We start from the raw sequence: 26,018 nt of genomic DNA on the forward strand, positions 1-26,018 counted from the left end.
CCATGCCGCGTCGGCCTCTCGTTCTCATCCTCGCCGTCGGGCTGACCCGCAAGCTGTTGCCGCATGCTCCGCGGCTGAGTCTGGTCGCCCAGAAGGGCTGGGTCCGGGACCTCCGCGAGATCCTTCCCGCCGTCACCTGCTCGGCCCAGGCCACGATCCTGACCGGCGAGCTCCCGGCGAAGCACGGCGTCGTCGGGAACGGCTGGCTCTATCGCGACACTCGTGAAGTCCGGCTGTGGCAGCAGTCGAACAGTCTCATCGAGTCCGAGCCGCTCTACGTCACGGCCCGTCGCGAGGCGGAGGCCCGGGGTGAGAAGTTCCGCGCGGCGAAGCTGTTCTGGCAGTTCAATCAGGGGGCGGATGTCGCGATCAGCGTCACTCCCAAGCCGTACTACGGAGCGGACGGGAGCAAGGCCTTCGGCATCACGGGGACGCCGCACGGACTGACGGAGCAACTGGAGCGGAAGCTTGGGGCTTTTCCCTTTCCGTCCTACTGGGGCCCGACTGCGGGGCTGCCGAGCAGTGCCTGGATCGCCCGGTGTGCGGCCGAGGTTGTCACGACGGAGGTTCCGGACCTGACGCTCGTCTATCTGCCGCATCTCGATTACGACCCGCAGCGGTTCGGTCCCTCGAAGGCCGATATGCCTCGGCTCGTGCGTGAACTCGACGATGCGTGTCAGCCGCTGCTTGATGCGGCGGCGAAGGCGGGGGCGGGGGTGTGGGTGGTCAGCGAGTATGGTCTGGTCGATGTTCAGCGGCCGGTGTTTGTGAACCGCGTGCTTCGCGAGGCGGGGTTGCTGTCGGTCCGGCCGGGGCCGTTTGGGGACATCCTGGATACGTTCGGCAGCCAGGCGTTTGCCGTTTGTGATCATCAGGTGGCGCACGTTTACTGTTCGGGGAAGATCGGGCGAGTTCGGGATGTGTTGGCGGCTGTGCCGGGGGTGGGGCGGGTTGTGGCGGGGGAGGAGCGGGCGGAGCTGGGGTTGGATCATCCGCGGTCGGGTGAGCTGGTGTTGTTGGCGGAGCGGGATGCCTGGTTTGCGTATCCGTTCTGGGTGGAGGGACGGAGTGAGCCGGACTTTGCGCGGACGATCGATATTCACCGGAAGCCGGGTTATGACCCGTGCGAGTTGTTTTGGGATCCGCAGCTGGTGTGGCCGAAGGGGCGGGCGATTCGGCGGTTGATTCAGAAGAAGCTGGGGTTGCGGACGTTGTTTGATGTGGTTCCGGTGGATGCGATGTTGGTGCGGGGGAGCCATGGGTTGGCGACCGAGTCGGATCGTCCGTTGTTGATTGGTGATGGGGCGGCGCCGGGGGAGGGCTTGTCGCTGGCGGATGTTCGCGATCTTGTCCTGCGCGCGCTGTTGTAAACACGCAGCTCCGCTCATCTCACCGGGGTCCAGGGGCACCCTGGTGGGGAGTGCAGAGGGGCAACGCCCCTTTGCCCGCCGGAGGCCCTCTCGTCGAGAGATGTCTGAAGGAGCGCGTGTCCAAGCGCGGACACCGTGCCGTATGCCCCCTCACCAACCCACGGGGATTGCAAAGCGAGCTGTGTGGATTGAGGGAGTCCTCATAGCCGGTACCACAAAGCGGACGTCCGTTGTGTACCACGGTTCCTCACAGGAAATGCCTCCGGCGGCAAGGGGGCGTGGCCCCCTTGACCCCAGGCTGCCGTCGCACGTTGGGTTTGAGGTGGCATAGTCGTGCCGGCGAGGACGGGGGTTGACGAGAGAAAGGGCTGGCCGATTTCCGGAACGGCATCGCGGCACTTCATCCCGCTTCCTTCCCCGAATACACTCCCCGATTCGGCCTCGCCAGCCATTCTGCGCGAGTTTCCCCCCCGCCCCTCGAGTCCCACGATGAGTTACCCACGCATCGGCTCCCTCAAGTCCGTCAACGACTTCCGGGACACCCTCCGCGCGGTCGGCTCCTCGCTCCCCGTCGACGATCGGTCGCTCACCGCCGCCGAAGGGTCTCCGCTCGCCGCCCCGCTCACCTGCGGCCGACTCTCCATCGGCAACCGCTGGTGCATCCACCCCATGGAAGGCTGGGACGGCACACCCGGCGGAATGCCGACCGAACACACGATCCGCCGCTGGCGGAACTTCGGCCTCTCGGGAGCCAAACTCCTGTGGGGGGGCGAAGCCTTCGCCGTCCGCCCCGAAGGACGCGCCAACCCGAACCAGCTCTGCTACCGCCCCGAGAATGAAAAGGGAGCGGCCCAGCTGCTGGAAACCGCCCGCGCCGCGCACGCGGAAGCCTTCGGTCCCGCCGCCTGCGACGACCTCGTGGTCGGCCTCCAGCTCACCCACTCGGGCCGCTTCTGCAAGCCGGTCGCCAAAGACCGGTTCGTCCCCCGGATCGCCTACCGCCACCCGGTCCTCGACCGCCGCGTCGGCCTCGGCCCGGACGACAATGCCGCCGTCCTGACCGACGGCGAGATCCGCTCGATCATCGACGACTACGTCACCGCCGCCCGGATTGCCCAGCGGCTGGGGTTCCAGTTCGTCGACCTCAAGGCCTGCCACGGCTACCTGGGGCACGAGTTCCTCTCAGCCCACACCCGGCCCGGTCCCTACGGCGGGGATTTCGAGGGCCGGACCCGCTACCTGCGGGAGATCGTCGGGGCGGTCCGGAGCGAATGCCCGGATCTCGAAATCGGAATCCGCCTCTCGCTGTTCGACGCCCCTCCGTTCCGGCCCGACCCGGCCCGGAGCCAGGGAGGAAAGCTCGGACCCGGAATCCCCGATCTCGCACCCGATTCGCCGCGGCCCTTCGGCGCCAGTGCCGACGATCCGCTCCGGATCGACCTCGCCGAGCCGATCGAACTCCTCCGGCGGCTGCGGGACGAACACGGAGTGCGGCTCCTCAACCTCAGCTGCGGCTCCCCCTACTACAACCCCCACATCCAGCGGCCGGCGTTCTACCCCCCGTCGGACGGCTACCAGCCGCCGGAAGACCCGCTGCTGGGATGCGTCCGGCAGATCGAGGCGGTCCGGGACGTGAAGCGGGCCCTCCCGGATCTCGTCCTCGTCGGGACCGCCTACACGTACTTCCAGGAGTACCTGCCGCACGTCGCCCAGGCGGTGCTGCGGGAGGGGTGGGTCGATTCGATCGGGATCGGCCGGCTGGTCCTGAGCGACTGGCAACTCCCCGCGAAGGTCCTGGCCGGGCAGGATTACGTCGCGGACAAGAAGATCTGCCGCACGTTCAGCGACTGCACGACCGCCCCCCGCAACGGAATCATCTCCGGCTGCTACCCCCTGGACGACTACTACAAGCGCCGCACCGAAGCGGCCGAGCTCAAGGACCAGAAGGACAACCTCCGCAAGCGGCTCCTGGCCGCCGGCAGCGGCGACGGGAAGTAAACCCTCCCGGACCCGGGTCCTCCATTTGCACTTTTCCTTTTTCCCCTCTCATTCTGCATTCCTGAGTCCCGGTTGCCGCCGGCCAGTGCACAATGGGAACGCCCCCGCGATCGCCCTCCTGTCCTCCGCCAGAATCTGATGGAACCTGCTCCCCAATCCGCCGGCCCCTCCTCCAGTCCGGCCGTTGTTCCGCGCGTCCGGCCCTCCGGCCCGTCGCTGACCGCCGTCTATGAACTGATCGCCACGACCGCCTTCGGCCTCGAGGCGATCGTCGACCGCGAGCTGAAGGCGCTCGGCTACACCGACACCCGTATCGAAGACGGCCGGGTCCGCTTCTGGGGGGACTTCCAGGCGGTCTGCCGCTGCAACCTGTGGCTCCGCTCCGCCGACCGCGTGCAGATCGTCCTCGGCGAGTTCGAGGCGATGGAGTTCGACCCGCTCTACTTCCAGACGCGCGAGCTCCCCTGGGAAGAGTGGCTCCCGATGGACGCCCAGTTCCCGGTGAACGGCCGCAGCTTCCAGTCGCGACTGCACGGGATCCCGGTCTGCCAGAAGATGATCAAGAAGGCGATCGTCGAACGGCTCAAGACCAAGTACCAGCGGGCCTGGTTCCAGGAGACGGGGCCGGTCTATGAGATCGACTTCATCATCCTCCGCGACCGCGTCACGCTGACCCTCGACGCCACCGGCGACGGCCTGCACAAGCGCGGCTACCGCCCGGTCTCGGGCGTCGCCCCGCTGCGGGAAACGCTGGCGGCGGCGCTGATTCAGCTCAGCTACTGGAACCGGGACCGGCTCCTCGTCGACCCCTGCTGCGGAACGGGGACGATCCCGATCGAAGCGGCGATGATCGCCCGCAACATTGCTCCTGGTCTCAACCGCGAGTTCTCGTCCGAAGGCTGGCCGCAGATCCCCCGGAAGGTGTGGGCCGATGCCCGCAAGGAAGCCCGCGACCTCCGCGGCAAGCCGCTCGGGATGCGGATCTGGGGCTCGGACATCGACGGCCGGGCCCTGGAGCTGGCGAGGAAAAACGCCTACGCCGCCGGCGTGACCGAGGACATTACGTTCTCGCAGAAGCCCGCCGGCCAGCTCGCGCTGACGCAGGAATACGCCTGTCTCGTGACGAATCCCCCTTATGGCGAGCGGATGGGAGACCGGGCGGCGGTCGACGCCCTGAACCGGGACTTCGGCGCGATTGCCCGTTCGCATCCGACCTGGTCGGTCTACGTCCTGACGCCGCATCCGCTGTTTGAGCGGCAGTTCGGCCGCCCGGCAGACCGCCGCCGCAAGCTGTTCAACGGCCGGATCGAGTGCACCTACTACCAGTTCTACGGTCCCCGCCCGCCGCTCGAGGGGCAGGGGGAGCCCGAACCGGACCCGCGGGACATCGCCGAAGCTCCGCCGGTCAACCGGGACACCGCCCGAGCTGAATATCGTCGGCCAGAGCCGCCTACCGCGTCGTCGTTCGAGGAACGCCCCGCTCGTGCGGAAGCGCCCCGCGATCTCGCGGCCCCCGTCAGTCGCGAGCCCGTCGATCAGCCCGATGTCGCCCCGGAACCCCGTTCGTCGGAGCCTGTGAGCAGGTCTGACGCGGCGGTGGCGACTCCGCAGCCATCCGAGCCTCTTCCGCCCGAGCCGGCTCCGTTGCCCGAAGGTCCGCGGAGCATCTGGGAGATGTCCGAGGACCTCCCTTCAACCGGAGCGAAGCCCGCGAAGCCGTCTCCCGAGCCGGAAGCGGCTGCACCAGCCAGCGAAGCGCTCGCATCGGAGCAGGCCGCGGCGCCGGCCGAACCCCCTTCGCAGGATTCGACCGCGCCCGTCCCAACCCCGGCCCCCGTCCCCACCGCGGCGGTTCCCGCTCCGGAACCGGCTCCGGCCGCTGATCCGTCTCCGGCGGAGCCGGACGAGCGGAAGACCGAAACGCCGTCGAACGACTGGATGCTGTGAGGACGCCGGCGCTCGGGGAGCGTCGGGACTAGAGCTTGGCCGCCATCGCCTCGGCGAGCTTCTTCACTTCGGCCGGGTTGGTCGTCGATTCGAGCTTCTTGAGGTCGGCCGCCAGGGTATCGGCGAGCTTGGCGTCCTGAGCGCGGACCGCCTCGATCCCGGCGGCCATGCCGGCCGTGGCGCTGCCGGCGGTCCCGGTCTGCGCGATTTCGGCGAGTCGCTTCTTGAGTTCGTCGCGTCCTGAGACCTTGTTCTGCTCCTCGACCGGGACAGACGGCTTCGCCGTTTCCGATCCGCAGCCGGAAAAGGCCAGAGCGAGAGAGAAGACCGTTGCCGCACGAAAGCTGGACATGGGAGACGCATTCCTGGAAAGGTCTGGGCAGGCGGGTCGTAAGGGACCTCTGCCGCAGATGTTGGACTGATAAAAAGAGATGCCGCCGGAAGCCAACGGCCGCCGACGGCATCTTGATCGCAATGAGGACGATTTTACAGGTCGCCGATGGGGGCGCCATCGAAGGCACCGCCCGCCCGCTGCCAGTTCGTGAAGTCGACGCTGTCTCCGATGAACTTGACGGCGCCGTCGGCCATCAGGACCTGGACACCGCCGGTATGCCGGCTCCGGGCCGTCCAGACCCCCTGGCTGTCGTACCAGCCGCAGCCGGCGCAGTCATGGCAGTCCGGATTCGGCGAGTTCGGAGTGTTGAGGGTGTTGAAGATCGTCTGGCCGCCAATGCCGTTCATCCACTGCTGGTGGAGGGTGGCGTGGATATTCGTCGTGCCGCCCAGGCACTGTTGTCCGTAGGCGTTCAGGACAGCCTGGGGCGTAAAGGACCGGGTGAATCCCGTGGGATAGGCCTGGGCGCGGATGAGCGACCGGCGAAGTTCGTACTTGGCCGTATCGTTGTTTCCGACCGTGACCTCTCCCATCGCGACCACGTTGGACGTTCCGTCCATGATGTCGCCGATCCGCACGCTCTTGACGAACTGCACGAACCCGACGCGATCCGCGACGCCGACGTTCCAGAAGGTGGACGGTCCGGCGCTGACGGCGTAGTTGACTCCGGCGTCGTTCACGCCGCCGGGATAGGTGAAGTCACTGGGGCACAGGAAGTTGGCGATCCGCTTGCGGACGTCGTTGTTGGCGTTCGGCGCTTCGTCGTAGCGACGGTTGAAGTCCAGCTTCCCGTAGATGCCGGCCTGATCCATGTAGGGAAGCAGCATCGTGTGGACGCTGAATCCGCGCCAGGCGGTGGTCGTTGAGCTGTCGTAGACCGAGGGGCAGATGGCGGGCGGAAACATTCCGAACGCCTCATGGTAGTTGTGCAGCGCGACGCCGAACTGCTTCAGATTGTTGCCGCACTGCGACCGCCGGGCCGCTTCTCGGGCCTGCTGGACCGCGGGGAGCAGAATGGCGACGAGAACGGCGATGATCGCAATGACGACCAGCAGTTCAATCAGCGTGAAACCCTTACGCGACGACCTGAGCATGATGAACACTCGGGACTTAAGGATGGAAAATGACAGAAAGAAATATCGAAGCGAGATCGAGACGCAGCGCCCACTGCATCATCGGCACATGTTGTGTGGGGCAAACCACCGCAACATCAAGATAGGGTGATGAATACATCACCTCCAAATATTCTTGAGGCAAGATGAAGAAAATGTCAACAATCGCCGTTTGGGGCAAGACGGTTCGTCCTGGCAGGAGTTGCTGAATCTTCTTGCTGCGGAAGAACTTGCGGATTGAGAGGCCGCCGTATCGTGGCGGCAGGCTTGCCGGACTGAGAAAATTGGCCCCAGAGGCCGTCGTGGCGGCCGGCGGAAAAATGGTCAGGCGAGGCGTCGGGGTTCGGAATCGGGCTCGATGTGCACGATCGCGTCCGCGATCCGGTGCGAGGATTCGCGGAGTGCCCGGCGGACCTTGCCTCCGATGACATGTCCCTCGTGGACGGTGAGGTGTCCGTCCACCTGGACGTGGATTTCGACGAAGAAGTTGGTCCCGCTCTTTCGGACGCGGCACTTCTCCACGCCGCGGACTCCGTCCACCTGGCTGGCCAGGGCGCGGATGTCATCGACGATCAGCGGCGAGGGGGAGACGTCGAGGAGGTCCCGCAGGGCTCTTCGCAGGAGGGCGATGCCGTTCCAGGCGATGACGAGGCAGGCGACGAGGGCGGCCCAGTCGTCGGCCGGTTCGTAGCCGGGGCCGCCGATGAGGCTGATGGAGATGCCGACGAACGCCGCGAGGCTGGTGAGGGCGTCGGCCCGGTGGTGCCAGGCGTCCCCTTCGAGGGCTGTGCTTTCGGTCCCTTCGCCGGCCGCCATGACCCAGCGGGCGAGGGCTTCCTTGATCGCCACGACCATCGCGAGGACCAGCAGTGTGGACCAGTGGGGGAGGTGGTGGGGGGTGAGGATCTCGTGGACGCTCTGGAAGGCGATGACTCCGGCGGCGGCGAGGATGCCGAAGGCCGCGACCGCTCCGGCGAGGGTTTCGGCCTTGCCGAAGCCGTAGGGGTGTCGTTGGGTGGGGGGGCGGGTGGCGATCCGGAGGCCGCCCCAGACGACGAGGGAGCTGACGATGTCGGCCGAGGACTCGATGCCGTCCGCGATGAGGGCGTAGGAGTTTCCGAAGACGCCGGAGATGATTTTGACGGTGGCCAGCGAGGCATTCACGGCCACGCCGACGAGGGGGACGTTGGCGAGATCGTGATCGGAGAGTGGCTGGGACATGACGTCTGTGCGGGAGGTCAGGGCCGGGTGTTCAACCTTAGCTGGCCGCGTGGTCCCGGGGAATGCTCGGACGCGTCCTTGCCGAACGGACGCCGATAGCTCAAACCCAACGTTCCACGGCAGCCGGGGTCAAGGGGGTCACCCCTTGCCGCCGGAGGCACTTCCATGAGGAACCTTTGTAAGCGACGGACGTCCGCTTTGTGGAACCGGCGTGAAGGACTGACCGCTCGCTCCGGAATCCCCGCGGGTTGGTGAGGGGGCATCCGGCACGTCGTCCGCGCTTGGACACGATCTCCTTCAGACATCTCTCGACGGCCAGGCCTCCGGCGGGCAAAGGGGCGTTGCCCCTCTGCACTCCCCAACAGGGTGCCCCTGGACCCGGTTCTGGGGCCAGCTTCCTGCACAGTGTTCGAGCGAGAGACAGACGGATAGCCTGCCGGGAAGTGCCCAATGCCTCCTCACCTGGCTGTCATGTCTGACGATCGCGAGTCCCGACTGGCCGTCGCCCTCGAAGAACTCCTGGGCGCCCCCGCCCACACACCCGTCGACTGGAACTCCGTCCGCCACCGCCATCCCGACCTCGTCGACGAACTCCGCGAACTCTGGGGAACAGCCCACCTCGCATCCCATCTCGCCGACGCCACCGACGTCTTCGTCCCCCCCTCGGGATCCGCCCGCCCGACATCAGCCGCCAACGAACCACCAACCCCCATGCCCGGGATCCTGGGGGACTACGAACTGCAACGAGAAATCGGCCGCGGCGGCATGGGCATCGTCTTCCAGGCCCGACAGCGAAGCCTCAACCGGCCCGTCGCCCTCAAGATGGTCCTCAACCCCGAGTTCGCCGGGGGAGAAGCCACAGCCCGGCTCCGGGCCGAAGCGGCCTCCGTCGCCCAGCTCGACCACCCGAACATCGTCTCGGTCTACGAGATCGGCGAGGACGACCGGCATCGGACCTACTTCTCGATGCAGTTCATCGAAGGAACCACCCTCGCCGCCAAGCTGCAGAGCGGCCCGCTCCCGTCCCGCGCCGCCGCACAGCTCCTCGTCCCCGTCTGCCGCGCCGTCGCCCATGCCCATCGCAAAGGGGTGGTCCACCGCGATCTCAAGCCCTCCAACATCCTGATCGACGGAAGCGGCAAGCCGTTCGTCACCGACTTCGGACTCGCCAAGCAGGTCCCGCTCGCCGCCGGCGCTCCTTCGTTGCCGCCCCACCCGCCGATCCGCCGGACATCGCTCACCGGCTCCGGGGCGATCCTCGGAACCCCCGGCTACATGGCCCCCGAACAGGCGTCGCAGCCGGGGATGACCCCAACCCCCGCCGCCGATGTCTACTCGCTGGGAGCGGTCCTCTACGCCATGGTGACCGCCCGCCCCCCGGTGCAGGCCGCGTCGCCCGTCGATGCCATCCTCCAGCTTCTCGAGCAGGAGCCCGCGCCGCCGAGGCTCCTGAACCCGGGGATCGACGCCGATCTCGAAATGATCATCCTCAAGTCGTTACAGAAGCCGACCGACCTGCGGTATGAGTCGGCGGACGAGCTGGGAGACGACCTCGAGGCCTACCTCAGGAACGACCCCATCCAGGCCCGCTCGTCCCGATTCACGGATGTTCTGAGCCGCATGTTCCGCCCCACCCACCACGCCGTCGTGCTGCAGAACTGGGGACGGTTGTGGATGTGGCACGCCCTCGTGCTTTGGATCCTCTGCCTGGCGACAAACGCCATGCAGCTCGAAGGCGTCGACAGCCGGCTGCCGTACCTGGCCCTGTGGATACTGGGCCTCGGGACATGGGCGGCGGCGTTCTGGGGACTGCGGCACCGGGCAGGGCCGGTGACGTTCGTGGAGCGGCAGATCGCCCACATCTGGGCGGCCAGCATGGCGAGCTCGATCCTGCTGTTCGTGATCGAAGCCCTGCTGGGGCTGCCGGTCCTCAAGCTCTCGCCGGTGCTGGGGGTCATCAGCGCGGCGGTGTTCATGGCGAAGGCGGGGATTCTGTCGGGGGAGTTCTACCTGCAGTCAGTCGCTCTGTTCGCCACGTCGCTCGTGATGGCCGCCGTCCCGCGGTGGGGCGTGGCGATCTTCGGAACCGTCAGCGCGCTCTGTTTCCTGATTCCAGGGTGGCGGCTGCAGTCCCGGGTCTCACCGGACGGTTCGGCGACAGAGAAGTCGTCGTAAAGCTCGTTCTTGCCGGCACGACTCGGTGGCTCAAACCGCCTTCCCACTGGCCCGTGGAACACGCAAGCGAACGACTTTGCGGCGTGGCGTCGAGAGCCCGACGCTCGCCCTGGAATCCCCGCGGGTTGGTGAGGGGGCATCCCGCACGGTGTCCGCGTTTGGACACGATCTCCTTCAGACATCTCTCGACGGCCAAGCCTCCGGCGGGCAAGAGGGCGTTGCCCCCTTGCATCCCCCACCAGGGTGCCCCTGGACCCGGTTTTTAGGCGACCGCCTGCTCAACCGGCTGCTGCAGCGGCGAGGGGTAGCCAAACCGGTCAAAAGCAAACTTCAACCGCTCGTAAATCTGACGCTGCTTCTCCCGGTCCTCACCGTACTTGTTCTTCTTGTACTCCTTCACACCCTTCATCTGCGGCTCCAGCGTCCGCCGCAACTGGTCAAAACCAGGAAGGCTCAACGAGTCATACATCCGCTCCAGCTCGCCCAGCGGATTCGCGTCCAGCGTCTCGTACCGCATCTCGTACAGGTTCTCAGGCGGAATCAACGCCTTGTCCCGCTCGTACGTCCGGAAGCAGTCCTCGTAAACATCCAGCGTCTCGTTCTCCAGGTTCACCTGGTCCCGATGACCCAGCCCGTTCTCGTCATTCATCGTCCGCCGCAGATGGCACGACGAGTTGTAGACCGCGTACGGGTTGCGATAGATGTAGACGTACTTCGCCTGCGGAAAGAGTTCGTGCAGCAGCGGAATCCGGAACGTGTGCCCGGGCGACTTCAGACACAGCGCCCGCGGATCGCGGACCGCCAGCTTCTTGAAGAACGTCCGCATCGCCTCTAGGAAATCGGACCGCTCCCGCGTCGTCATGTTGGCGGGGTTGAAGAACCGCCCGTAGGTCTCAAAACGGTCCGGCCGGAGCGCCATGACGTACGGCGACGCCATGGTCATCAGGCACAGGGCCATCTCGTCTTCCTGGGCACAGTCCCAGCCCGCCTCGATGTTGTCCATCGGCCGGGATTTGGGGAGGAGCCAGCCGGTCAGCGGCTTCACGACCCGCTCGGTCGTCAGGAAGTGGAACGGGTAGACGCAGGAGTAGGTGTTCGGAAACGAGTAGTGCTGGTCGTTGACGAGGAGGTTGTGGAGGAGGGTCGTTCCGCTCCGCCAGTGGCCGAGGACGATCAGCGGGGCGGGGTTGAGCTCGGTCCGGGCGATCCGGCCCCCGTAGAGCACGCTTTCGACCGCCGAGAGGGCGGTGTTGTAGGCAAAGGATCCTGGCAGTAAAGCGGTGCGGTACCAGCGGTTCCACGAAAGCGCAGGGCGCATCCGGAGCATTTTCATGGCTCCGGAGAAGGTCAGGCCGCACCAGAGCGTAAACGGACCCTGCGACGAATGTTTGACGTAAGTGCCAGATCCATTCTTGGCCGTCGACGATGACATGCGGGACACCTGCAGGGATGCGCCAGGCTGAACTAAGAACCTGGGTTGGTCATCGTCTTCATTCCTGGCGGACTGCACGCAAACAGGTGAAGGGTTCGATTCCGCAGGCTCGGAACGCTCCGCCCGTGCGCAGGGCACTTCCGTTCCGGTGAACGTTCCACAAAGATTAGCGCAAGCCTCCCCGGGTTTGGCAACAGACCTTTTCCCCATTCTGCCAAAAGTTTCCGGACTGCCATTGTATGAAGACTGTTCAGTGTGTCGGGGTTGCGGTTGTCATCCACGACAATTGCGTGCTTGTGGGAACCCGTGATGCTGGCGGTCCTCTTGCGGGGTACGCGGAGTTTCCGGGTGGGAAGTGTCATGCGGGGGAGGGGGTGGAGGCGTGTGCGGTGCGGGAGTGTCGGGAGGAGACGGGGTTGGCGGTGGGTGGGCTGGAGCGGATTGATGAGACGGAGTTTGAGTACCCTCATGGGACGGTGCGGGTGACGTTTTTGCGATGTCGTCCGGAGCCGGAGTCGGTCGGGCAGTTGCCGGCGGGAAGTTTCCGGTGGGTGCCGATTGCGGAGGCGGTGACGCGGAAGTTTCCGGAGGCGAATGCGAAGGTCGTCGCCTGGTTACAGACGCAGTAACCCCTGAACTGAACCGGGTCCAGGGGGACCCTGGTCAGGGGGTACAGGGGGCAGAATGCCCCTTGCCCGCCGGAGGCTGTCTCGTCGGATGTCGTCTGAAGGAGCGCGTGTCCAAGCGGACGCCGTGCCGTATGCCCCCTCACCAAACCGCGGGGCTTCCAGAGCGAGGGGTCAATCCTCAACGCCGGTTCCACAAAGGGGACGTCCGTTGCTTACCACGGTTCCTCACCAGACGGCCTCCGGCGGCAAGGGGTTGCCCCCTTGACCCCGGCTGCCGTCGCACGATGGGTTTGAGCTAACGACATCGTGCCGGCATGGACGCGGTTCTATGCCAGCCAGGGCGTCATCACCTTGCCCGCCACATCCGTCAGCCGGAAATCCCGCCCCTGATGCCGGTATGTCAGCTTGAGGTGATCCAGACCAAACAGGTTCAGCAGCGTCGCGTGGAAGTCATTGATGTGCACCGGATCGCGGACCACGCCCCACCCGATGTCGTCCGACTCCCCGTACACCTGTCCTCCCTTGATCCCGCCCCCCGCCATCCACATCGTGAACGCGAACGGATGATGGTCGCGGCCCGTGTTCGCCGCCCGGCCGTTCCGATTCTCCCCCAGCGGCGTCCGGCCGAACTCCGCCCCCCAGACCACCAGCGTGCTCTCCAACAGCCCCCGCTGCTTCAGGTCCTTGAGCAGCGCCGCGATCGGCTGGTCGACGACCCACGAGTTGTACCGCAGGTCCGCCTCCAGGCTGCTGTGCTGGTCCCACGCCTCATAGATGATGTTCACGAACCGCACCCCGCGCTCCACCATCCGCCGCGCCAGCAGACAGTTCCGTGAGAACGAAAGGTGAGCGTTGGCGACATTCCCCCGCCCCGTCGCCTGCGGATGCTGCGCCCGGTCGATCCCATACGCCTCCCGCGTTGAGGCACTCTCGCCCCCCAGATCGATCAGCTCGGGGGCCGCGGACTGCATCCGGAAGGCCAGTTCATAACTGGCGATCCGGCTCGCGATCTCGGGATCGTGGACCGCGCTGAGCCGGCTCTCGTTGAGCGACTTGAGCGTGTCGAGCCCCCGCCGCTGCAGCTCCGGCGGCAGCCCCTCCGGGTTCGTCAGGTTCAGGACGGCTTCGCCCTCGTTGCGGAACAGCACCCCGGCATGGTGTGAAGGCAGAAACCCGCTCGACCACAGTGACGCCCCGCCGCTCGACCCGCGTCCGCTCGTCAGGACGACATACCCGGGAAGGTTCTGCGACTCCGTTCCCAGTCCATAGGTCAGCCAGCTTCCGATCGTCGGAAGGCCGAAGGTCGCGCGGCCGCAGCTCAGGAGGAGCTGTCCCGGGTGATGGTTGAACTGCTCGGAATGGAGCGAACGGACCATCAGGATGTCATCGGCGCACGTCGCGATCTGCGGGACAAAGTCCGAGAAATCCATCCCGCATTCGCCGTGCTTGGACCACGTTCGCGGCGAGCCGAGCAGGACCGCGCTCTCCTTCTTGATGAAGGCGAACCGGACCTTCTCGAGCATGTCGGCCGGGAGCGGCTTGCCGTCGAGCTCGTTGAGCTTGGGCTTCGGATCGAAGAGGTCGAGCTGCGATGGCGCCCCCGCCTGAAAGAAGAAGATGCAGTTCTTCGCCTTCGGAGCGAGCTGCGTCAGCGCCGCAGGAACCCCGGCCGGTCCCCCCGCAACGGCGCGGCCGTCCTGCCTCAGCAGGCTCGCGAGCGCCGCCGCACCGAGTCCGCTGGCGCTGCTCGTCAGAAAGTCCCGCCGCGTCCGCGTGTGGTGATGTTGAAGTGATGTCATGATCTGTCGTTCCCACGCGAGGCCCGAAAACCGGACCACTCTCAATGGTCTTTGTCGGTCCCTAGTCTCTCGTCCCTAGACCCTAGTCCCCCTCACTCCCGCGTGATGAACTCATCGAGGTTCAGGAGAATCCGGGCCGTCGCGATCCAGGCGGCGTTCGTCTCCGGGGCGACGCCCGGGATGGCGTCGGTGCCGATCAGGGGTTTGGCCTGATCGGGATGGGCGCGATACCACTCAACGGCGTCCGCGAGGAGCCGGTTGAGCTCGGTCTGCTCCGCCGCCGTCGGCGTCCTGGCGACGCACAGCCGGAAGCCCCGCGCCAGGCGGGCCGCGTCGTCGGTCGCGGCGGTTTCGGTGTAGAGGAGCCGTTTCGCGAGACCCCGGGCCGCTTCGGCGAAGGTCTCGTTGTTGAGGGTCACGAGCGCCTGGAGCGGTGTGTTGGAAGCCTGCCGCTCAATACAGGTCAGGTTCGCGTCCGGGCAGTCGAAGGTGGTCAGGTTGGGATGTGGAGAAGTCCGCTTGAAGAAGGTGTACATCCCGCGGCGTAACCGGTCCTCCCCCGGCGAGACCGTCCACTTGAAGTTGCCGGCGTAGCTCAACTCGGCGATGCCGGGGGGCAGCGGCGGGAAGACGCTCGGCCCGCCGACCTTGCCCGAGAGCAGGCCGGCGACGTCGAGGCTGATGTCCCGGACGATCTCCCCTTCCACCCGCAGCCGGTTCTGTCGGGCCAGCCAGACGTTCTGCGGATCGCGCTCGTGGAGGTCCGGCCGATGCCGCGACGACTGCCGGTAGGTGGCCGAGAGAACAATCTGCCGGATCAGGGCCTTGCGGGACCAGGGCTTTCGTGAAGCGGCGTCGGCCGCCGGATTGCGGCCGATGAAGTCCGCCGCCAGCCAGTCGAGCAGCTCCGGATGCGAAGGACGTTCGCCGCGGATGCCGAAGTCGGCTACCGAGCGGACGAGCCCTTCGCCGAAGAGGTACCGCCACACATGATTGACCGTGACGCGGGGAGGGAGCGGGTTGTCCGGCGAGACGAGCCAGCGGGCGAGATCCAGCCGGTCCGCCGGTTGTCCTTCTTGACGCGAAACAAGCCCGGGGAGCGTCGCCAGTCCGCCGGGGGCGACGGGAGACTCCTTGACTGGTTCCAGGAACTCGCCGCGACGGAGAATGAAGGTCTCTCGCGGCTCTTTCATCCGCTGCAGCAGGATGCGGGCCTTGACCTCCGGCTTGGGAGGTTTGTTCTTGTAGTGGGCGTCGAGCTTCGCGATCAGCGGCTTCGTGGCCGCTTCCTGTCGGCTGATGTGATCGGCCAGTTCCTGACGCTGGGCGTCCGTTCGCTTCTCGGCCGGCGTTTCGAGAACGACCTTGATGGCGTCCGGGATCTTGACGTCCGGTTCAAACCCGGCCCGCAGCGCCACTCGGAACCGCCCGATCGTGTGCTGCTGGCCATACTCCTGCTGGAGGCGGACGCGGATGTGCGTCACGGTGTCGGCCGAGGGGCTGGTGAGCGGCTCGGTCAGGTAGAGCATGACGTCGTGCGACTCGCCGAACTTCGGGCCGATCGCCCATCCGGTGTCGGTCTTGCCATCGTAGACGTCCTTCGCCAGCCAGGGCTTGTCCGCCTGCTCGAAGTCCGCTGTCGCGGAAGAGAACGTCAGCCGGCGGGCATCGGAGAAGTCCGCCGCGGAGGCGACTTCGACGACGACCTCGCTGAGAACGAAGTTTCCATGCCCGACCCGTCCGGGCCCCTTGTTGGGAAGACGAGAGTCGTTCAGGCAATGGATCCGGATCGACTTGATGGGGGCGGTCGCGGCGGAGCGAGGGAGCTGGCCGGTCACGGTGTAGGTGGCGCGGTCCGGGTTCTCGCCCTCGACCAGAACCGATCCGTCGTCCTGCGGCGTGAACGTCACCGTTTCGTCGCAGGTGTACTGAATCTCGTCGATGCCGGAGATCTGGACCGGCTCCGCGATCATCCGGGCCAGGATCGCCTGGGCCTTCTCCTCCCAGGCGACGAACGCCGGAGCGTGTTTCTCCTGCTCTATCCGCAGGTCGGCCAGAAGCGAGGCGGTGGTCCGGTCATAGGCGGCCCTGGCGACCTCGTACTCGGCGATCTCCCGCTCCGACTTGGGGACGACCGTCGTGTTCTCGTCGCCGTTGTTGAAGAAGCTGAAGAGCTGGTAGTACTCGCGCTGGGTGATGGCGTCGTACTTGTGCGTGTGGCAGCGGGCGCAGCCGACGGTCAGCCCCAGCCAGACCGCGCCGGTCGTCTCGGTCCGGTCAAAGCAGGCCTCGACGCGGAACTGCTCCTGGTCGGTCCCCCCTTCGGTGTTGGTCAGTGTCTGGCGATGGAAAGCGGTCGCCAGCTTCTGCATCGGCGTCGCCTCGGGGAGCAGGTCCCCGGCGAGCTGCTCGACGGTGAACTGGTCGAAGGGCATGTCGGCGTTGATAGCGTCGATGACCCAGTCCCGCCAGCGGTAGGCGTCGGGGCGGGCGTTGTCCTTCTCGTAGCCGTCGGAGTCGGCGTAGCGGGCCATGTCGAGCCAGTGCCGGCCCCAGCGTTCGCCGAAGTGCGGCGAGTCGAGGAGGTGGTCGACGAGGGCGGCGTAGGCTTCCGGCCGCAGGTCGTTCACGAAGGCGTCGACTTCCTCGACGCTCGGGGGGAGGCCGGTCAGGTCGAGCGAGAGGCGGCGGATGAGCGTGGGGCGGTCCGCTTCGGGCGAGGGGGCGACGCCGCGGCGCTCGAGCTCCGCCAGGACGAAGTGGTCGATGGCGTTGGCGGCCCAGTCACGGCGGCGGACCTCCGGCAGCGGGGCGACGTGGAGCGGCTGGTAGGACCAGTGGGTGTTCTTCGCGTCGGCCGCGACGGTCGAGGCCGGCCAGGTGCAACCCCCATCGATCCAGGCCCGCAGGAGGCCGACCTCTTCTTTCGAGAGGGGGGTGCCTTCGGGGGGCATGATGTTGTCGGGGTCGGTCCCGGCGACGTAGTGGATGAGGCGGCTGTCGGCGCTTTTGCCGCTGACGACGGCCGGTCCCTGGTCGCCCCCGAGCAGGAGGGCTTCGCGGCGGTCGAGGCGGAGGCCGGACTCCTGTTTCTCCGAACCGTGGCAGGACCAGCAGCGTTTCTGCAGGAGGGGCTGGATGTCCTGGGTGAAGTCGACGGGCCGTGTTGCGGCGGGCGGCAGTTCATCGCCCCAGGCGGGGCAGGTGAGCATGGCCCCGAGGAGGAGAGCCTGGCAACCGCGGAGGAGAGGGAACATCGACAAGCCTTCGCGATGGACCGGGGACGGTTCCCAGGTTTGCGCGGACCGGGGACCTGTTGAGTTTACCGTGGGTGGGGATGGAGGTCACCCATCGGTGGATGTTGATTTGGTGTAACCGGGGTCCAGGGGGCAACCCCTGGTAGGGAGTGCAGAGGGGCAACGCCCCTTTGCCCGCCGGAGGCCTGGCCCGCGAGAGATGTCTGAAGGAGATCGTGTCCAAACGCGGACATCGTGTCGCATGCCCCCTCACCAAGCCGCGGGGATTCCGATGCGAGCGGGAAGTCTCAACGCCGGTTCCACAAAAGGGACATCCGTTGTGTCCCACGGTTCCTCATGGAAGTGCCTCCGGCGGCAAGGGGGCGAGGCCCCCTTGACCCCGGCTGCCGTCGCACATTGGGTTTGAGTGAGCACAGCCGAGCCGGCGAGGACACCCTTTGGCGAACGGTCGGTTCCGCGCCAGAATGGGGCGAACCCGGCGGCGTTCCTCGCCCTCTGGAGAGATGGAGACTCCGGCGTGCCCGGATCTCTCCTGGTGGCGGGGAACGGAAGGGCAGGGCGGCGCGCCAGCAGAGGATCGACGTGACGGAGTTCCACGGTTCGTTCGAACTGCACATCACGATCGCCGTGCCGTCGGCGGACGAGTGGGCTCGGCTCTCGTCCTGGGGCGTCGACCACAAAGCCAAGTGCGTCTGGATCGAACTGGCCCGCGGGCTCCAGCCCTCCCAACCGATGGTCACGGTCCACCGCTCAGGGACGCTCGCCGGAATCCTCGAGGAGTGCCGGTCGCTGGAAGGGGAACTCCGGGGCCTCGGCCTGACGCCGCTCCGGAAGAAGGTCGAATGCGCGATCGACAACGACAGCGTCCCCCGCGAGGATCGCGATTGGGGGCCAGTCCACGTGGGCCGGTACTTCGAAAGCCACGTCAAACTGCTCCTTGAGGAGTCCGAAGACCTGACCGGGATCCGCCAACTGGCGGAACGGCACGAAGGCCACCTGTCGCGGAACGCCTTTCGGACGCGGGAGGACGGGCGGCAGGAGCGGTTCGTGACGCAGCGGGGGCGCGGCTGCGGCCGTCGAACCTTTCAGGAGCGGATCGACGCCCTCGTCCGAACGTTCGAAGCGGCCGGCGTGTCGATCGCGGAGATCGAGCGGGAGTTCGTGGTCTTCGACAGCCGGGAACAACTGGATTCCGGATGGTTGACCGATTCGTAGTGAGGCCCTCGGATGACATTCGGTAACAAGGACTGGTGGACGTTTCTCGGCGGCTGGAGCTGGAATCCGTTCGGCTTTGCGAAGCCGGTACTGCCGGCTTCGCAAAGCGACGAAACGCCGTCCGTGAGACCGTTCACAGAGCTCCACTTGGAGATGACGCGCCGCGGCTCGAAGCCGGAATACCCCTACACCTTCGTGGCGTTGCCGGAGTCCCAGCAGGCGGGCCGTCCCGTGCTCTTCGATCCGGCACTCCAGCATATCGCCAATGGATTCCGTCACGGCGATCCCGTCCTGCCGGATCCGGCGACCCGCGTCGAGTGGCAGAAAGGACGGCGATCGGTCACGGCGGGCGTGCTCCGCAGCCTCGTCGAATCCCCGGAGTTGTCGGACCACCTGGCGCTTCGCGGAAGCCTCCCCCTGAAGTGCTGGTGCCCGGACGTCGCCCGAGAGCCAGGGGATCTCGACTTCGTCGTCGTCCCTTCGACGATCGTGATGCAGAGCGACGCGGCGAATGCTCTTCTGGAACGGCTCGTGAAGGCGATCTCGAATGCCGACGTCGGCGGAAGGGCCCGCCTCATGCCCGAGAGGATGCGCTCGGACCTCATCTGGACTTATAGCCGCGTCCCCGGCCGGCGGTTCGTCGTCCCGTGGCAGGTCGACGAACTCCCGGTCGGGACGCTGCAGATCGACCTTGTCTTCGAGGAAGCGGTTCCGGAGAACGCGTTCCGCCGCGACCGCCCCGTTCTACCGGACGGCTCCGAGGTGTCGTGTCTGGTGGCAACGCCGGAGATGTCGCTGATCTGGAAGCTCCAGTGGCTCCTGACCGACGCGCACGCCCAGGGGAAGGACCTGTACGATGCCGTCGTCCTCTCGCGGATCGCCTCCCTCTCCGTCGAGGAACTCGACCGGCAACTCCGAAGCGTCGAACCCCAGTGGGACCGTAACCCGCTCTCGCTGGGCCGCATTCGGGAACTGCGGACCGAGTGGAAGCATTTCGAAGCCGAGTACCCCTGGATCGGCGGCACGGAACGGGAGTGGCTCGATCGGCTGATCGAAGGAGTCCGGCCCGCGTTCGAACGTCCCGCCGCCTCGTGATCGAGTACCCTGGCACACGTTTCGGGATCAGACCAGCCGGGAGGAAACGATCGACACGATGGAACCGACTCCGCTCGTGATGCTCCCGGGACTCGATGGCTCCGGACGGCTCTTTCGTCCCTTTCTCCTGCAGCTGCCGGACTGGATCGAACCGGTCGTCATTCCCTATCCGGCCGATCGGGCCATGTCGTACGGGGATCTCGTCGAGCACATCCGGCCGAGGCTGCCCCGCGATCGGCCGTTCGCGCTTCTCGGGGAGTCGTTCGGCGGGCCGCTGGCCATCCGGCTGGCCGCGGAGAAGCCCCCGCAATTGTGCGGGCTGATCCTGTGCGGAACGTTCGCGCGGAATCCGCATCTGTGGATCCCGCAGGTCTCGCGGCATCTGGTCCATCCGGTCCTGTTCCGGCTGTGGCCGATGATCTGGCTGGCGCGGCGGGTCTTGGGGCTGGGGATCTCAAGCGAGATCCAGCACGAGATGCGCGAGGCGCAGCGCGCCGTCTCCGGGGCCGCCCTGGCGATGCGGCTCAAGGAGGTGATCCGCGTCGACGTCCGGGAGGAGCTGCGGCGGGTCGATGTGCCGGTTCTGTCGTTGACGGGGCTTCGGGACTGGATCGTGCCGGGTTGGAACGGGCGGGCGATTTCGAAACTCTGCGCCTCCCGCCAGGGGGCTTGCGGGTTTGAGGAGACGGGTTTCGAGGCCGGACACCTCATTCTGCAGGGGCACGCGGCTCAGGCGTCTTCGGTGGTCACGGACTTTGTGCGGCGCGTGGCTGCCGTAGGACCGCCGGAGCAGGTGGACGTACTGGACGAAGTGGAAGGAGAGCGAATCTGACCCGAGCGCTCCGTGCTCATCCGGCCCCCGATCTCGCAAAGAGCCTCCCGGTCGAGAGGGCCAGGAATTCCCTGGGGGGCCGGTCGGGCGTTGAACTTCCAACATGGATTCGCGGGAAGCGAAGACGCCCTCACGGGACGCTCGAAAAGAATTCCGACGACGTTCATTCCCCGTGAAACCGTTGGGCTTCCTGCGGAGAGAAAGGTGGGTCCGCGACCTCCACGGGCGACATGGCACGGCGGTTGCAGACGGATCCTGACGGGAACGGAAGAAGCTGCCAGACACGGGGTCGGCGGTTGCAGGAGTCCCCCTTCGGAAGTCACGTCCATGGAAACGCTCAACCTTGATCTGCGACTGATGAGAATCCAGGCCCAGTGGACGGAAGCGGACCGCGCCGCCCGTCAGGTGGAGGGGCAGCGCCGGATGCGGGATTTCCTGAACAAGTTCCTCCGCACCGAGAGCAGCGACTCCTGCGACGTGGTCGTCCGCGGCCAGCGGTTCGACATGCATCCCCGCTAGATCTGCAGCCAGCCCGGAAAACTGACGTCGATCTGACGTCGAGTGTCTCAGGTGGGTTTGGTTTCAGAAGTGTGGGGATGGTTGGGGAGGGCGGTGTTGGATCCAGGCCGATGGCCTGTTTCCGTGATTCGCACCGAACACCAGCCGACACGATCGCTTGGTCTGCCTGGCTCTCGGGCGATGCCGCGTGCGGCGAAAGCGAGCGTCTTCTTTTCGCTCGTTCGCTCCGTTGTGCATCAGTCTGCGTGACCCGCTGGCTCTTCAGTCTGGCTCCGTGAGGGCGTCCTGCCTCGCGTTGAGTTTCTGCTTACGCTTCGGTCCGTCGGCCGACGCTTCTCCGTGATGACAGCCACGCCGAAGTTCGCGCGTCGACGCTGCCACGTTGACGGTCGGTGAACTCCGGTTGGCCCGCCTGGCTGCTTTTTGCGCGGCTGTCGCTTCGGCACCTGGAGATCGTTCTTCCCCGCGGGACATCCCAGGGACCACCATGGGAGGGCGAGGCTCCCGCCGAGCCGCGTCGGTAGAGGACGCGTCCGAAACCGAAGCGGCAAGGAACCTGCGCGGCTCAGCAGGAGCTTCGCCCTCCCGGTCCCCTTCCAGCTTTCAAGCGGGACCTGCGATCAACGCGGGTTGGAATAGGGAGTCCTCAACGCCGGTTCCACAAAGGGGACATCCTTTGTGTCCCACGGTTCCTCATGGAAGTGCCTCCGGCGGCAAGGGGGTGAAACCCCCTTGACCCCGGCTGCCGCGGCACATTGGGTTTGAGCTATGGGAGTCCGTCCGGCAAGGACGCGACTCAAGACCCACTGCCTCAGGTCACGGTCGCAAAGAACATCCCCGCCACCCGGTACGTCACAAACGCCCCCGCGTAAGCCAGCGCGGTCATGTACACGAACGTGAAAATCGGCCACCGCCAACTGTTCGTCTCGCGGCGAATCACCATCAGCGTCGCGGCGCACTGAGCACAGAGGGCAAAGAAAACCATCAGCGACAAAGCGACCGGCAGATTGAAAACTTTACGCTCCGTCCCCTGCCAGGTCGCCTCCTGGAGGGCCGTCCGAAGCCCCTCATCCTCCTCGTCGACCTCGCCCCCCAGGCTGTAGATCGTCCCCAGCGTCCCGATGATGACTTCCCGCGCGGGGAACGAGGAGATGACCCCCATCCCGATCTTCCAGTCCCAACCCACCGGCCGGACCAGCGGCTCGATGGCATGCCCCATCCGGCCCAGATAGCTCGCCTCAATCAGCCGCCCGCTCTCGGCATTCAGCTCCCCCTGGACCTCTTCAATCTTCGCCGTGTCCTGCTGCTCCTCCGGAACCTCTTCCAGCACCGCCAGCTGCGACTGCAGCGCGAGCTGCGCGGTGTGGTTCTCCGGGAAATACCCCAAAGCCCACACGATGACGGACGTACAGAAGATCAGCGTCCCCGCCTCACCCAGGAACGCCTTCACCCGGTCCCACACGCGGGCCAGGACCAGCCAGGGCGAAGGCCACTTGTACTCCGGCAGCTCCATCACGAACGGCGGCGTCTCACCGGGGAAGAAGGTCTTCTTGAGGATCCACGCCACCGGAACCGCGACCACGATCCCCACGAGATACATCGCAAACAGCGTGAACCCCTGCGCCGGCAACCAGCCCCCCAGCCGGACCGGCGGCACGAAGGCGGCGATGAGCAGGATGTAAACGGGCAGCCGGGCGGAGCAGCTCATCAGCGGAGCGATGAGCATCGTCACCATCCGGTCGCGACGGTTCTCGATCACCCGCGTCGCCATCACGCCGGGGATCGCGCACGCAAAGCTCGACATCAGCGGCAGGAATGACTTCCCGCTGAGGCCGATCTTGGTCATCAGCTTGTCCATCAGGAAGGCGGCCCGAGCCATGTAGCCGCAGTCCTCCATCAGCGCGATAAAGAGGAACAGGAGCGCGATCTGCGGGACGAACACGACCACCGACCCGACGCCGGCAATCAGTCCGTCGACGATCAGGCTCCGCAGCGTCCCCGGCGACATGACCGATTCCACGAGTCCGCCGAGCCACCCCTGCAGCCCTTCGATGGCCCCCATCAGCGGCTCGGCCAGGATGAAGAGAGTCACGAAGACTGTCAGCATCAGGCCGGCGAAGATCGTCAGTCCCGTCACCTTACCGGTCAGGACCCGGTCGATGCGGTCCGTCGCGGTCTCCCGCTGGCTGTCGTCGGGACGTTCGTACACTCCTTCGAGCTGCTGGCGGATCCATCCATACCGAATCCGCGTCTCAACAGCCGGCACGCGGCAACCGGCCTGAGCCAGCCGCTCCCGGGCCCCGGCGAGGTACGCCGGCAGCTCCAGCGGAGCCTGCTCGATGAACCGGTGCTCGCTCTCGCCGCCGATATCGAGGAGCGTCCGCTCCACCAGGTATTCCGGGACGGTCAGCTTGTGCTTGGCGAACCACTCTCCCAGGAGCTGGACTTCGCGGGTGAAGGGCTCGGGAAAGATCGATCCCCGCCGCACCGGCGACTCCGCCGCGCGGAGGATCGCCTGCTCCAGCTCCTGAACGCCGGCCCGCTTGTGGGCGGAAGTCGTGACGACCGGAACCCCCAGCCGCTGCGACAGGGCCGCGGGGTCGAACTTGACCCCCCGCCGCTCGGCGACATCGGCCATGTTGAGGCACAGGACGACCGGGAGGCCGAGGTCGAGGAGCTGGCTGAAGAGGTACAGGTTCCGTTCGAGGTTCGAAGCGTCGACGATGCAGATCACGACGTCCGGCCGCGGCAGGTCGGCAACGCGGCCCAGCAGAACCTCCACCGAGACCATCTCGTCCGCCGAGCGGGGCGAGAGGCTGTAGGTCCCCGGCAGGTCGACGAGCGTCGCCGCTTTGCCCCCGAGCTGAAACCGGCCGGTCTTCTTCTCAACCGTGCAGCCCGGGAAGTTGCCGACGCGGGCGTTCATCCCCGACAGGGCGTTGAAGAGCGTGCTCTTCCCCGTGTTGGGGTTCCCGACGAGGGCGATCGTCAGTTCCCGCGGAGGAGGGGCGGCCGGGGCGGAGGCAACGGACATGGCGGGCGTTCCCAGGGAAGGGGACGGTGCGGGGACTGGGGACGAGAGACGAGGGTCTGGGGGCGGGCCGAGCTGCGTAACGGCGATCCGTCATTCGCTGATAGCCCGAACCCGGTCAGCCTCTCCCCTCGCCGCGGCGTGGCTTCGTCCTGCGCTGGGGGCGCCGTTTGGCTTCGCCTTTGGGGGTGCGTTTGGTGAATCGTTTCTCGCCGAAGGCTGGCCGCTTTTCGCCCCCTTCGGAGAAACGGGCTGGCCGGCCTTTGGCCGGGGCGCCCTTCGGGCGGGGAGCCCGGTGGCCCGGTGTTCGCGCTTCCGCCGGCGGAGCGTCTCCGACGGACTCGGCTCGCGGACGTCCTTTGCGGGGTGGGCGTGTCTCGCGGTCTCCGGCGCCGGCCCGATCGGAGCGCGGCCGGGCGGAACCGGATCTGGCCGCGCCGGGTCTGGCACCACCGGGTCGGCCCGAACGAGGGCCACCCGGAGGCGGGCTGTCTGACGGGGAGTCGGCGGGGCGGCCGCCGTACGGGAGAGCCGGGTGCCGGTTCAGCGGGAGATCGAAGTCCGGTTCTCCCTCGTCCATCTGCGCGGCGGGAGCCCGGCGGGGGCGAAGCGGGCGGGGAGCATCCTTGATCGGGGCGTTCGCGCGGGCTGGACGACCGGGCCGGGCCGGTTTGCGGGCCTTGCTCGAAGGACGGGACTGCGCCTCGGCCTTCATGAGGACGGAGTGGAGTCGTTCGAGCTCTTCGTGGCGGAGTTCGCGGAACTCGCCGGCCTTGAGCTTGCCGAGGCTCAGGGGGCCGAAGGCGATCCGCTCCAGCCGCATGACCTTGTGGCCCATCTTGGCGAAGAGGCGGCGGATCTCGCGGTTGTGGCCTTCGCTGAGGATGACCTCGAGCCACATGCTCTGGCCTTGGCGTTTGACGGTCTGGACGTCGTGGACCTTGAACTTCCCTTCGAGGAAGAAGACCCCTTTCTTGAGCTGGTCGAAGATCTCGCGGGTGGGGAAGCCGGCGACCTGGACGAGGTAGGTCCGGTAGATGCGGTAGCGGGGGTGGGCCATCCGCTGTGCGAGGTCGCCGTCGTTGGTAACGAGGATCAGGCCTTCGCTGTCTTCGTCGAGGCGGCCGACGGTGAACAGTCGGGGTCCGGCGTCGGGGAAGAAGTCGACGACGCGGGGTCGGCGTTTGGGGTCGTTATTGGTGCAGAGGACGCCGGTCGGTTTGTTGAAGAGGTAGTACTTTTTCCGCTCCATGCGGAGGCGTTCGCCGTCCAGCATGATTTTCTGGACGGAGGGGTTCACCGTGACGCCGAGTTCGGTGACTTCGACGCCGTCGACGGTGACTCGGCCCTGGGTGATGTATTCTTCGCAGGCACGGCGGGACCCGAGTCCGCAGGCGGCGAGGAACCTCTGGAGGCGGATTTTGGGGATTTCCGGAGAGGCGGGTGGTGGGCCGGTTTCCGGGGCTTCGTAATCGGAGGGATCTTGCATGGAGCTCAAGGATACGGGGAGGGGAGCGTTCCGCCCAGCGTGGGGGAGTGAGGAGGGGTGAGGCGGAAGGTAGAGAGTGGTTGGGCAGGGTGTGGTCGAAAGTCTAACCGGGTCCAGGGGCACCCTGGTCAGGGGGTGCAGGGGGCAGAATGCCCCTTGCCCGCCGGAGGCCTGGCCGTCGAGAGATGTCTGAAGAAGCGCGTGTCCAAACGCGGACACCGTGTCGGATGCCCCCTCAACTAACCCACGGGGATTGCAATGCTCGCGGTGTGTTTTGAGGGAGTCCTCAATGCCGGTCCCACAAAGGGGCGTCCGTTGTGTACCACGGTTCCTCATGAAAGCGCCTCCGGCGGCAAGGGGTGACCCCCTTGACCCCGGTTGCCGTAGCACGTTGGGTTTGAGCTATGGGCGTCCGTTCGGCGAGGACGGGGTTCGAGCCAGCGATTGCGAGGGAAATCGTTCTCTTCCGGCCCGGCTGCGCTAGAATCCATGGCTCGTCCTGC

Annotated in this window: 17 protein-coding genes; 9 read left to right on the top strand and 8 right to left on the bottom strand. The window is 66.5% G+C overall.

Annotation, left to right across the window (positions count from 1 at the left end; all coding sequences use genetic code 11):
• The first annotated feature begins 2 nt into the window (after positions 1-2).
• The 3 genes from VT03_RS20075 to VT03_RS20085 all read left to right on the top strand — a co-directional run bounded on the left by VT03_RS20075 (position 3) and on the right by VT03_RS20085 (position 5,315).
• Positions 3-1,370, top strand: a complete 1,368-nt coding sequence (locus VT03_RS20075; protein WP_075094636.1) for an alkaline phosphatase family protein — start codon at positions 3-5, stop codon at positions 1,368-1,370.
• A gap of 489 nt (positions 1,371-1,859) precedes the next feature.
• Positions 1,860-3,368 carry an NADH:flavin oxidoreductase gene (locus VT03_RS20080; protein ID WP_075094637.1) on the top strand — a complete coding sequence of 503 codons (1,509 nt, stop codon included), beginning with the start codon at positions 1,860-1,862 and terminating at the stop codon, positions 3,366-3,368.
• A 138-nt stretch (positions 3,369-3,506) separates the two neighbouring features.
• Positions 3,507-5,315 (top strand): class I SAM-dependent RNA methyltransferase, encoded by a 1,809-nt coding sequence (locus VT03_RS20085; RefSeq protein WP_075094638.1) that lies wholly within the window; start codon positions 3,507-3,509, stop codon positions 5,313-5,315.
• Between the two features lie 28 nt (positions 5,316-5,343).
• Here VT03_RS20085 and VT03_RS20090 read toward each other — a convergent pair whose 3' ends face one another.
• From VT03_RS20090 to VT03_RS20100, 3 genes are all read right to left on the bottom strand, one after another.
• Complete coding sequence (locus VT03_RS20090; RefSeq protein WP_075094639.1) at positions 5,344-5,667, bottom strand: hypothetical protein; 324 nt, start codon at positions 5,665-5,667, stop codon at positions 5,344-5,346.
• A 134-nt stretch (positions 5,668-5,801) separates the two neighbouring features.
• Entirely contained in the window at positions 5,802-6,803 is a 1,002-nt protein-coding gene (locus VT03_RS20095; RefSeq protein WP_075094640.1) for a DUF1559 domain-containing protein, read from the bottom strand.
• A gap of 342 nt (positions 6,804-7,145) precedes the next feature.
• On the bottom strand, positions 7,146-8,042 hold the full coding sequence (locus tag VT03_RS20100; protein WP_075094641.1) for a cation diffusion facilitator family transporter: 897 nt from the start codon (positions 8,040-8,042) through the stop codon (positions 7,146-7,148).
• A 471-nt stretch (positions 8,043-8,513) separates the two neighbouring features.
• Between VT03_RS20100 and VT03_RS20105 the strand changes: the two genes are divergently transcribed.
• Positions 8,514-10,217, top strand: coding sequence for a serine/threonine-protein kinase (locus VT03_RS20105; protein ID WP_075094642.1), 1,704 nt, complete (start codon positions 8,514-8,516; stop codon positions 10,215-10,217).
• Between the two features lie 262 nt (positions 10,218-10,479).
• Here the strand turns inward: VT03_RS20105 and VT03_RS20110 are convergent, their stop codons facing one another.
• Entirely contained in the window at positions 10,480-11,535 is a 1,056-nt protein-coding gene (locus tag VT03_RS20110; protein WP_197489021.1) for a sulfotransferase family protein, read from the bottom strand.
• A 353-nt stretch (positions 11,536-11,888) separates the two neighbouring features.
• On the opposite strand from VT03_RS20110, the gene VT03_RS20115 reads away from it, so the two are divergent.
• Positions 11,889-12,278, top strand: a complete 390-nt coding sequence (locus tag VT03_RS20115) for a (deoxy)nucleoside triphosphate pyrophosphohydrolase (RefSeq protein WP_075094644.1) — start codon at positions 11,889-11,891, stop codon at positions 12,276-12,278.
• Between the two features lie 326 nt (positions 12,279-12,604).
• Here the strand turns inward: VT03_RS20115 and VT03_RS20120 are convergent, their stop codons facing one another.
• Both VT03_RS20120 and VT03_RS20125 read right to left on the bottom strand, forming a co-directional pair.
• Positions 12,605-14,077, bottom strand: a complete 1,473-nt coding sequence (locus tag VT03_RS20120; protein WP_075097204.1) for a DUF1501 domain-containing protein — start codon at positions 14,075-14,077, stop codon at positions 12,605-12,607.
• Between the two features lie 92 nt (positions 14,078-14,169).
• On the bottom strand, positions 14,170-17,334 hold the full coding sequence (locus tag VT03_RS20125) for a PSD1 and planctomycete cytochrome C domain-containing protein (RefSeq protein ID WP_075094645.1): 3,165 nt from the start codon (positions 17,332-17,334) through the stop codon (positions 14,170-14,172).
• Between the two features lie 582 nt (positions 17,335-17,916).
• Here VT03_RS20125 and VT03_RS20130 point away from each other — a divergent pair.
• From VT03_RS20130 to VT03_RS20145, 4 genes are all read left to right on the top strand, one after another.
• Positions 17,917-18,549, top strand: coding sequence for a hypothetical protein (locus VT03_RS20130; protein WP_075094646.1), 633 nt, complete (start codon positions 17,917-17,919; stop codon positions 18,547-18,549).
• 12 nt (positions 18,550-18,561) lie between these two features.
• Positions 18,562-19,644 carry a nucleotidyl transferase AbiEii/AbiGii toxin family protein gene (locus tag VT03_RS20135; RefSeq protein ID WP_082846378.1) on the top strand — a complete coding sequence of 361 codons (1,083 nt, stop codon included), beginning with the start codon at positions 18,562-18,564 and terminating at the stop codon, positions 19,642-19,644.
• Between the two features lie 58 nt (positions 19,645-19,702).
• Positions 19,703-20,476, top strand: coding sequence for an alpha/beta fold hydrolase (locus tag VT03_RS20140; RefSeq protein WP_075094647.1), 774 nt, complete (start codon positions 19,703-19,705; stop codon positions 20,474-20,476).
• A gap of 327 nt (positions 20,477-20,803) precedes the next feature.
• Positions 20,804-20,995, top strand: coding sequence for a hypothetical protein (locus tag VT03_RS20145; RefSeq protein WP_075094648.1), 192 nt, complete (start codon positions 20,804-20,806; stop codon positions 20,993-20,995).
• A gap of 811 nt (positions 20,996-21,806) precedes the next feature.
• Here the strand turns inward: VT03_RS20145 and feoB are convergent.
• A complete protein-coding gene (gene feoB / locus VT03_RS20150; RefSeq protein ID WP_075094649.1) occupies positions 21,807-24,029 on the bottom strand; it encodes a ferrous iron transport protein B in 2,223 nt (740 codons plus the stop codon).
• Positions 24,030-24,144: 115 nt separating this feature from the next.
• Positions 24,145-25,515, bottom strand: coding sequence for a pseudouridine synthase (locus VT03_RS20155; RefSeq protein WP_075094650.1), 1,371 nt, complete (start codon positions 25,513-25,515; stop codon positions 24,145-24,147).
• Positions 25,516-26,018 lie beyond the last annotated feature (503 nt).

Source organism: Planctomyces sp. SH-PL14 (assembly GCF_001610835.1).
Classification (GTDB): domain Bacteria; phylum Planctomycetota; class Planctomycetia; order Planctomycetales; family Planctomycetaceae; genus Planctomyces_A.

Excerpts from the sequence above, each read along its gene's own strand:
- VT03_RS20075 (WP_075094636.1), top strand. The coding sequence starts at position 3 with ATGCCGCGTCGGCCTCTCGTTCTCATCCTCGCCGTCGGGCTGACCCGC.
- VT03_RS20080 (WP_075094637.1), top strand. The coding sequence starts at position 1,860 with ATGAGTTACCCACGCATCGGCTCCCTCAAGTCCGTCAACGACTTCCGG.
- VT03_RS20085 (WP_075094638.1), top strand. The coding sequence starts at position 3,507 with ATGGAACCTGCTCCCCAATCCGCCGGCCCCTCCTCCAGTCCGGCCGTT.
- VT03_RS20090 (WP_075094639.1), bottom strand. The coding sequence starts at position 5,667 with ATGTCCAGCTTTCGTGCGGCAACGGTCTTCTCTCTCGCTCTGGCCTTT.
- VT03_RS20095 (WP_075094640.1), bottom strand. The coding sequence starts at position 6,803 with ATGCTCAGGTCGTCGCGTAAGGGTTTCACGCTGATTGAACTGCTGGTC.
- VT03_RS20100 (WP_075094641.1), bottom strand. The coding sequence starts at position 8,042 with ATGTCCCAGCCACTCTCCGATCACGATCTCGCCAACGTCCCCCTCGTC.
- VT03_RS20105 (WP_075094642.1), top strand. The coding sequence starts at position 8,514 with ATGTCTGACGATCGCGAGTCCCGACTGGCCGTCGCCCTCGAAGAACTC.
- VT03_RS20110 (WP_197489021.1), bottom strand. The coding sequence starts at position 11,535 with ATGCGCCCTGCGCTTTCGTGGAACCGCTGGTACCGCACCGCTTTACTG.
- VT03_RS20115 (WP_075094644.1), top strand. The coding sequence starts at position 11,889 with ATGAAGACTGTTCAGTGTGTCGGGGTTGCGGTTGTCATCCACGACAAT.
- VT03_RS20120 (WP_075097204.1), bottom strand. The coding sequence starts at position 14,077 with ATGACATCACTTCAACATCACCACACGCGGACGCGGCGGGACTTTCTG.
- VT03_RS20125 (WP_075094645.1), bottom strand. The coding sequence starts at position 17,334 with ATGTTCCCTCTCCTCCGCGGTTGCCAGGCTCTCCTCCTCGGGGCCATG.
- VT03_RS20135 (WP_082846378.1), top strand. The coding sequence starts at position 18,562 with ATGACATTCGGTAACAAGGACTGGTGGACGTTTCTCGGCGGCTGGAGC.
- VT03_RS20140 (WP_075094647.1), top strand. The coding sequence starts at position 19,703 with ATGGAACCGACTCCGCTCGTGATGCTCCCGGGACTCGATGGCTCCGGA.
- VT03_RS20145 (WP_075094648.1), top strand. The coding sequence starts at position 20,804 with ATGGAAACGCTCAACCTTGATCTGCGACTGATGAGAATCCAGGCCCAG.
- feoB (WP_075094649.1), bottom strand. The coding sequence starts at position 24,029 with ATGTCCGTTGCCTCCGCCCCGGCCGCCCCTCCTCCGCGGGAACTGACG.
- VT03_RS20155 (WP_075094650.1), bottom strand. The coding sequence starts at position 25,515 with ATGCAAGATCCCTCCGATTACGAAGCCCCGGAAACCGGCCCACCACCC.